The organism is Ensifer sp. LC384 (genome assembly GCF_001695865.1).
In the GTDB taxonomy this organism is placed as follows: Bacteria; Pseudomonadota; Alphaproteobacteria; order Rhizobiales; family Rhizobiaceae; genus Ensifer.
In genome coordinates this window covers 1-7,765 of the sequence record NZ_MBST01000057.1, presented here as the reverse complement: position 1 = coordinate 7,765, position 7,765 = coordinate 1, and the positions used below count along the sequence as shown (strand labels likewise).

Sequence of the window (7,765 nt, the reverse complement as noted above, 5' to 3'; positions counted from 1 at the left end):
GAATTTCATCTTCTTAATGTGATGACGGCGAGCGGCGTTGTGCTTGTGGGGCATGGCACACGGATCAAGCTGAAATCGGGCCTGACCGCTATCGCCAAATTATTGACGATCTATGCACCAACACCCCTGCGAACACCAGCCAGGCGGTGCTCACCTCCATCGCTTTGCCGATTTCCAAAAACGGTTGATTGCTGTCGGCCTTGGCGAAATCACGCTTTTGCGGCCGATAGCAAGACACGGCCTTTCGTTCCACGGGTTCGCGATTATGAGCGACGAAGCGTCGGTTCGTCGAGAGCGCCTTATCTTCAAAACCCTTTTCCCGGCGACGCCTGAACGATGGTTGGATTATGCGGCAGCACATGACCTGGACGAAAAGGATCTGCAGAGTGCCGCTGCGTGGGAGTGGCGCAATCGCCTAGGCGCCGCTCAAGCCTTCTGGTCGCATGAAAATGCTGCGCGCAATGTCTTGGTAACGACCGACGAGATCTTTGCGCGCCTGCCGAACAAACCCGAATTTTCTGATGCCGTCATCATGACGCCGACCCAGGCGGTTCGTACATTAGCTGCCGGGCACTTGGAGCGCCAGCGCCTGCCAAGAACATAAGCGCCGAACTCGGACCGGAAAAATACGGCCAGCTCAACGCGGACTCGGCGGACGATGCAGAATAGCCGCCCGTGAGCCGCTCTCATCTTCGTCAGGTCCCCGATTCCGTTATCCGGGACCTGGAGATTGGCCGCTGCGATCAAAGTAGCGCCGCGACCCAGACAACACTCCAAATATCAACGCGACTGCCATTATCGTTGTGTCGCAATTGCCACAGGCTGTCGTTGGACGCGGTTTCCCCGAAGGGGAAGCCTTGCTTTGTTCGCCCGAAACTGTCGTCTGATCAGCGCTCCGAAATCATCGGCATGCTGAATGATGGCCGACTAGCCGCAGAAATTGCCCGCGCTTCCGGGTTCATAGGGCGACCGTGGGTCGGATACGCACTGAGGCCAATCGCTGATTGTTCCTTCAGTTGGCCGTTTTCGCCGCAGCGCACGCACTGGGCCACGTTGGTTCCAAAGGTGACGGACGAATGAGAACACGCTCAACAGCGGCCAGCCGTTATCCCGGACCATTTTCACGGGCACCTGGCCTTCCGCTGCCTGCGGCCTCAGCGTGAAACGCAACGATCGCTGCCGAAGGGCTTGACCTTGCCACCGTTGGAAGCTGTAGCCTTACCGCAAGCATGGAGGTTGCCAACGAATGCGCGCTGGCTCCGAAAAACTCCGGGAGAACATACTCACTCTCTTTAACCGGGCCTGCCGACAGGGCCGGTTGGATGTCGCCGAGCACCTGCTGCGGGCACTCGAAGTGTCGAGCGAAAAGGCTGATGAGGATGGCCGCCCCTCGGCCCGTAACCCGCTCGCCGACGCATATTTCACAATCGCGAGACTTCGTATGAAGCGGTGATCCCCCTGAATCGAAATCCCATCCGCAACATCCGCGCTGCTGTTGAACCGGCGGACACCTCACCGAGCCGAACGATCAAAATACGCAGCGGTCTCCGGGCTCGGGCCGCAACAGCGTCTTGCAGCTGGGTGCATCCGTAGAAGACCGGGCAGGCTGCAACCTCCAGGTTCGAACATGCTTGGAGCGACCTGACCGGCTTGGATATCAGCCAACTCCCGACTCGCGGTTAAAACCAGCGGGACGGGCCTGAAGGTTGTCACGCGGGTCGAAGGATCATCAGCGCGTTCAGCAACATGGTAAGCAAGCCTGGGCCGGGCTCAGCCACGGCACGAAGGCACTGCGCAACCGCCCCGGCGCGCACCGTTGCACCGGAATGACAACTGCACACAAGCTGATGCACTTCCAAGTCACTCAGTTCAAAGAACCGTTTCGCCTCGCCATAGGTATCGTCGTTGAGGCCGTCGGCACGCAGCGCGGGGTCCTCGAATGCGACGGTTATGGGGGAATCTTCGCCTCGCATCGCATCGCGAATTGAGCCAGGCTGATACTCGGTCTCTGAAAGTGTGTTGAGGCATCGATCAGGCGCTTGCTCCAAAAGTTCTACCCATCGTGCAAGACGCTCATCCCGCGTCAGAGGGCGGTGCTGCATATTTGGATGAATGTCGGCAATTGTCTGAAGCCGTTCACGTGTTTGGTGCTTCATTGTCGCCTCCTCGCTTAAAACTCGCCCCGAGAGGCATTCGCTTCCATCGATCAGCAACTGAACTCCGGGGCCGACAGTCGACTGCCACCCGGCAATTTGATCGCCTCGTAGCTCGACGAATGATAGCACAGACTGCCGTGAGCTTCGACTCTGCGACAGTGTAGGGCTTCGGCTGGCAGGTTCATGAAACGAACCCGGCCCGCAGACTGGCGCCAGCACTATTTAGGCAGGTTTTCTGCTGCCAGCGCTGTGCCTGTACTTCGCCAATCTAATTAAATCGCATCCACTGGAGCTCCAGCCCAGCCTTTTCACGCCGCAAACAAAGAACATTTGACAAAATTCTCAAGTAGGCGTGATGCTATTTCTTGATGTGTGGCGACATACGCGAGCATGATTACCGCCCCATCAGATGACGGACAAGTTATCCGGACAATGTCCGAGTGATGAGTGCACCTTGATCAGGAGGCAACTGTCATGGCCAACGAGAACAAAGAGCATGAAGGCGGCGTGATCTATCATCTACCCGGTCAGGAGTATTTCGACATACGACAGTTGAGGCGCCACGCAGGCGTCTTCTCGCTCTGGGCTCTTGGTGTCGGCGCAGTCATCTCCGGCGACTTCTCCGGCTGGAATCTCGGCTTTGCGGTCGGCGGTTGGGGCGGCATGTTTGTCGGCACCATCCTGATCACCCTGATGTATCTCGGCCTCACCTATTCCATCGCCGAGATGAGCCCGGCCCTGCCGCACACGGGCGGCGCGTACTCTTTCGCGCGGACGGCCTTCGGACCTTGGGGGGGCTTCATCACCGGTGTAGCGGAAAACATCGAATATGTACTCACCCCTGCGGTAGTGGTGTTCTTTATCGGCGCCTACCTGACCGGAATTTTCGAGACGCCACAAAGCTTCCAACCGGTCTGGTGGCTGATCGGCTATCTCATCTTCGTCGGCTTGAACGTCCGTGGGGTGGAACTCTCCTTTACCGTGACGGTGATCGTCACCCTGATTGCACTCGGGGTCCTCGTGTTATTCTTTGCGAGCGCAATTCCATTCATCGACTTCGGCCGATATGCGATGAACGTCGGCGTCGATCCGGCGACCGGTGAGGCCATCGAACTTCCAGACGGCGGCGGGCCGTTTCTCCCGTTCGGCATCTATGGTGTATTGGCCTCGATGCCCTTTGCCGTCTGGCTGTTTCTCGCGATCGAACAGCTACCACTCGCCGCCGAGGAGTCCGTGGATCCACGCCGTGACATGCCGAGAGGCATCATGCTCGGCATGTTCACGTTGATTGCGACCGGCTTCCTGGTGCTCATTATCAATCCGGCCATTCCAGACGGCGCGTTCAAGCTCGGGTCGTCGGGCGAGCCGATCCTCGACGGCTTCCGAGCCATTTATGGAGCGGGCTGGGCAAAAGTACTGTCGCTGTTTGCAGTTGCCGGACTGATCGCCAGTTTCCACGCCATCATCTTCGCTTTCGGCCGGCAGATCTACTCACTCTCGCGCGCCGGCTATTTTCCGCATTTTCTGTCGGTCACCCATGGCAAGCACAAGACTCCCAATACGGCACTGGCCGCCGGTTCACTGGTCGGCTTCCTGGTAATGCTGGTGGTGTGGTTCACTCAAGGAGGTGAGGAGGCCGGCTCGTTCATCGGCGGCGTGCTTCTGAACATGGCCGTGTTTGGGGCAATGTTCTCCTATCTGCTGCAGGGGCTGACTTTTATCCAGCTGCGACGTGCCTTCCCAAATATTGAGCGACCGTACCGCAGCCCGTTCGGCGTGCCCGGTGCGGTGATTACCGTGATAATCGCGCTAATCACGATCTTCTTCCAGTTCACCGACCCGCTCTATCAGAAGGGTATTATCGGCGTGGCAATCTGGTATGCCCTCGCGGTCGTGTATTTCGCCGCTTACGGCCGCAAGACGTTAGTCTATTCACCGGAGGAGGAGTTTGCGGTCAGGCAGCGCGAAGGCGCAGAATCCATGCGGCCGTGAGCAAGCGAGGCTGGTAAAGTCATGACCGCCACCAGAGGTGGAGGTTTACTTGATTACAATAGCCGCGTTGAGGCGGCCACGATGTCGTCGCTTTCGGACCTGCCGTGGCATGGACGCGAAGTACGGCTTCAATCGAGGCGGTTTCGCGGTGGCAGCGCGCATTGTCCTCAGCGGATCGTCACCGAGAGGCTTGCCGACGTTGTCCGGCCTAAGGCGCGTCGCACGGCGCGGCTCGGCGAAAGCCAGCTGGCGATCGGCTTTGCTGTCCCAGTTGCAGGCTTTCGCACAGGCTCGCCATGCCGGTCAGCGGCGACACGCTGTTCTCCAAATCCTCCGTTTCCAAGCTGTGCAAGGACATCGACGAGCGGGTGAATGCCTTCCTCAAGCGCCCGCTTTCCGACGACTGGCCCTATCTCTGGCTTGATGCCCACATATCTGAAGGTGCGCGAGGGCGGGCGCACTGTCTCGGTTGCTGCGATAATCGCGGTGGCCGTCAACACGGACGGGAAAAGGGAGATCGTCGGCCTGCACATCGGCCCTTCCGAGGCCGAGCCGTTCTGGACGAGCTTCCTGCGCGATTTGGTGCGTCGGGGCCTCACCGGCGTCAAGCTGGTCATTTCCGATGCTCATGAAGGCCTGAAGGCCGCTATCACCCGCATCCTCAGCGCGACATGGCAGAGATGCCGGGTTCATGCGATGCGCAACGCGCTGGCCTATGTCCCCAAGGGCCAGCACACCATGGTCGCCGCCGCGATCCGGCAAGCCTTCATCCAGCCCGACCACGACAATGCCGCGCAGACCTGGCGGCTTGTCGCCGACCAGCTCCGCGCCCGGTGGCCGAAGCTGGGAGCCTTCATGGACGATGCGGAAGCCGACGTGCTCGCCTACATGGCCTTTCCTGCGCAGCATCGCACCAAGCTTCACAGCACCAACCCGCTCGAACGGCTCAACAAGGAAGTGAAGCGCCGCGCCGATGTCGTCGGCATCTTCCCCAACGAAGACAGCATCATCCGCCTCATCGGAGCGGTTCTGCTCGAAGCCAACGACGAATGGCAGCTTCTCAGCCGATACATGCAGGTCGAGGCGATGGCCGAGCTAAATCCACCGACAATCGAAGAGGAAATTACACTTCAAATTACACCCAGAGCCGCCTGATCATGACGGCCCGGAACCACACCCGAAATTACACCACCTTGACGGACGCTATCCTGCTTCTCCGAGGTCCCGTCGCCGGGACGAGGGCTTGGCAAGGTCGGGAGTAGTGCTGTGAATGCTTCGGCAAATCACGCGTCCTAGATTGACCTGCTGGCTCCGGATCTGATGGCATGAGGTGGCAGCCGTCGTGCTGACCACGGACAGAAGCATGATCCTGGCGACGTGATGATCATTCGGAGGGACTTGACGAACAAAGGCCCATTACGGCATCTAGGAAGCACACGGAGGTTTCTTTAACCGAGACGTCCAAACCCGCATAGTGTTTCATGGTGCATTCGTCCCACTGAGGCTCGAGGCCGCTACCTCATTGTGCCATCAGTCTGGCCGCTGCAGCTCATAGCGAATTCACAGGTTCCAACGGCAGGCCGAATACCCCATCTGAGAACTCGCATCTACCTTTGCGAAAACGAGAGCGAATGATGCAGGGCTTCCGATCGCCTGGCGGTCTGCAGCGTTTCATCAACATCTTCTCAGCGCTGCGAAATCTCTTCGTCCCACCGAGTTCCAAAAAAGTAAGCGCGGAATTCCCCGCACCTGTTCATAGACGTGGCCGTGAGGGAGTCTGTGTCCACAACGGAGACTGTGGACACAATGACAATGGATGGCGCGGGAAGATCAGGGCCGCTTCGAGTGGTTCGGGTTCTTGGCAACGGTAAGCGACGATTTGATCCGGTTGAGAAGGAGCGCTTGGTTGATGCGGCCCTTGAGCCGGGAGTCTCGATTGCCGGGCTTGCGCTGGCGCACGGAGTCAACGCCAATCAGTTGCGCAACTGGGTGGCGCTACGCCGACGCCGGCAAGCGAGCGTGAAGGAATTGACGGTTCTGCCGAACAGCGCGCCGCCGGCCTTCGTTCCGGTGGTTGCGGTATCTGCGATTGCACGACCGCCGGCCCCGTCGGCTCGGCCGACTTCGCCACGGCTACGGTTGAAGGCGTCGCTACCGAACGGTGTGCGGCTTGAGCTTGAAGATGCGGATGCTGAGGCTCTGTCGGCGATGATCGAAGCACTGGGGCGTTGCGATGTTCCGGCTGGCTGATGATCTGCGCGTCTATCTTCACCGGGAGCCGATCGACTTCCGGGCCGGGATCAACAGCCTTGCGATCCTGGTCGAGCAGTCGATGCGCCTCAACCCGTTCGAGCGCGCGGTGTTCGCCTTCTGCAATCGCCGCCGCACCCGGATGAAATTGCTGTTCTTCGATCGGTCTGGCTTTGTGCTGGTGCTGAAGGCGCTGACGGAAGACAGATTCCGCTGGCCGCGGCGGCCGGAGACGGTGGTGCCGCTCGATGCCGAGCAACTGCATTGGTTGCTTGACGGCATTGATCTCGACGCGATGGTGCGCCATCCGGTGCGACAATATGAATTTGTCGGCTGAACTCGGCGCAAACGCACAGCGTTTGTCGCGGGACCGTTGACGCAAGGGAACGGCTCAGATTCAAGACTATAATGACTCGGACCGGTACCCCTGATGTTGCGGAATTGATGGCGCTTTTGGCGGCGAATGCTGCCGAAATCGCCGCGCTGAAGGCCGAGAAGGATATCCTTGCGCAGCGCGTCTTCAAGCTTGAGGAAGAACTGGCGCTGGCGCAGTTGCATCGTTTTGCGCCGCGCAGCGAAAAGCACATGGATCGCCTCTTCAACGAGGCCGAGCAGGCTGCCCTTGAGGGGGACGAAGACAGCGAAGACGCCGATGATGCCGTCGCTCTACCGGACACGGGATTGCCGGAGAGCGAAAGGCCGGAGGGCAAGAAACCCGGCCGCAGGCCATTGCCGGCGAACCTGCCGCGCCAGCGCGTCGAATATGACCTTGCCGACGACCAGAAGGTCTGTCCGTGCTGCAGCCACCCGATGCATCGCATGGGCGAACTCGTTACCGAGCAGCTTCACATCGAGGTGAAGGCCACGGTTCTGCAGAATGCCCGAGCCAAATATGCGTGCCGACACTGCGACCGCACCGGCATCAACACGCCTGTTGTCATCGCGCCGATGCCGAAGCAGCCGCTTCCGGGCAGCATCGCCACCGCCTCGACGCTGGCCTTCGCGCTCGTTCATAAATATGTCGACGGCACGCCGCTCTATCGTCTGGCGCAAGCCTTCGAGCGCGCCGGGGTTCCTGTCAGCCGCGGCGCTTTGGGCCACTGGGTGATCGGTTCGAGCGAGAAACACCTGGCTCGTATCTATGACAGGCTGAAGCTGCGGCTTCGATCGCAGACCGTCATTCATGGCGACGAGACCACAGTCCAGGTGCTGAAGGAAGCGGGCAAGGAAGCGACCTGCACGTCGTATATGTGTTGGGGTGGACGGCCCCCGAACGGCATCGAAACGTGCCAGAGTGAGTCGTGAAGATCTCAAACAAAGGGAGCCGTCCGTGGACAAGATTATCCGTATCGGCATCGATACGTCAA

5 protein-coding genes and 4 pseudogenes are annotated in these 7,765 nt (G+C 59.5%); 8 read left to right on the top strand and 1 reads right to left on the bottom strand.

All coding sequences use genetic code 11. The features are described from left to right. Positions 1-112 precede the first annotated feature (112 nt). Positions 113-604 carry a hypothetical protein gene (locus tag BC363_RS29035; protein ID WP_141690470.1) on the top strand — a complete coding sequence of 164 codons (492 nt, stop codon included), beginning with the start codon at positions 113-115 and terminating at the stop codon, positions 602-604. Positions 605-1,709: 1,105 nt separating this feature from the next. Here the strand turns inward: BC363_RS29035 and BC363_RS29025 are convergent. Further along, the gene (locus BC363_RS29025) at positions 1,710-2,156 is read right to left on the bottom strand and encodes a hypothetical protein (protein WP_065786264.1); all 447 of its coding nucleotides are present in this window, start codon (positions 2,154-2,156) and stop codon (positions 1,710-1,712) included. Positions 2,157-2,630: 474 nt separating this feature from the next. Between BC363_RS29025 and BC363_RS29020 the strand changes: the two genes are divergently transcribed. The 7 genes and pseudogenes from BC363_RS29020 to BC363_RS29000 form a co-directional block, all read left to right on the top strand. Further along, positions 2,631-4,148, top strand: coding sequence for an amino acid permease (locus BC363_RS29020; RefSeq protein ID WP_065786263.1), 1,518 nt, complete (start codon positions 2,631-2,633; stop codon positions 4,146-4,148). A 90-nt stretch (positions 4,149-4,238) separates the two neighbouring features. Then, a pseudogene (locus BC363_RS36140) lies at positions 4,239-4,468 on the top strand (ISL3 family transposase); the annotation flags it as partial. 3 nt (positions 4,469-4,471) lie between these two features. After that, positions 4,472-5,303 (top strand): annotated as a pseudogene (locus BC363_RS29015) (IS256 family transposase); the annotation flags it as partial. Positions 5,304-5,740: 437 nt separating this feature from the next. Beyond that, positions 5,741-5,863 (top strand): annotated as a pseudogene (locus BC363_RS33965) (IS6 family transposase); the annotation flags it as partial. A gap of 91 nt (positions 5,864-5,954) precedes the next feature. Then, a complete protein-coding gene (locus BC363_RS29010) occupies positions 5,955-6,398 on the top strand; it encodes a transposase (protein WP_065786262.1) in 444 nt (147 codons plus the stop codon). After that, positions 6,382-6,735 carry an IS66 family insertion sequence element accessory protein TnpB gene (tnpB, locus tag BC363_RS29005; protein WP_065786261.1) on the top strand — a complete coding sequence of 118 codons (354 nt, stop codon included), beginning with the start codon at positions 6,382-6,384 and terminating at the stop codon, positions 6,733-6,735. Before BC363_RS29010 ends, tnpB begins: the two co-directional genes overlap by 17 nt. Positions 6,736-6,806: 71 nt before the next feature. Continuing rightward, positions 6,807-7,691 (top strand): annotated as a pseudogene (locus tag BC363_RS29000) (transposase); the annotation flags it as partial. Positions 7,692-7,765: the final 74 nt, after the last annotated feature.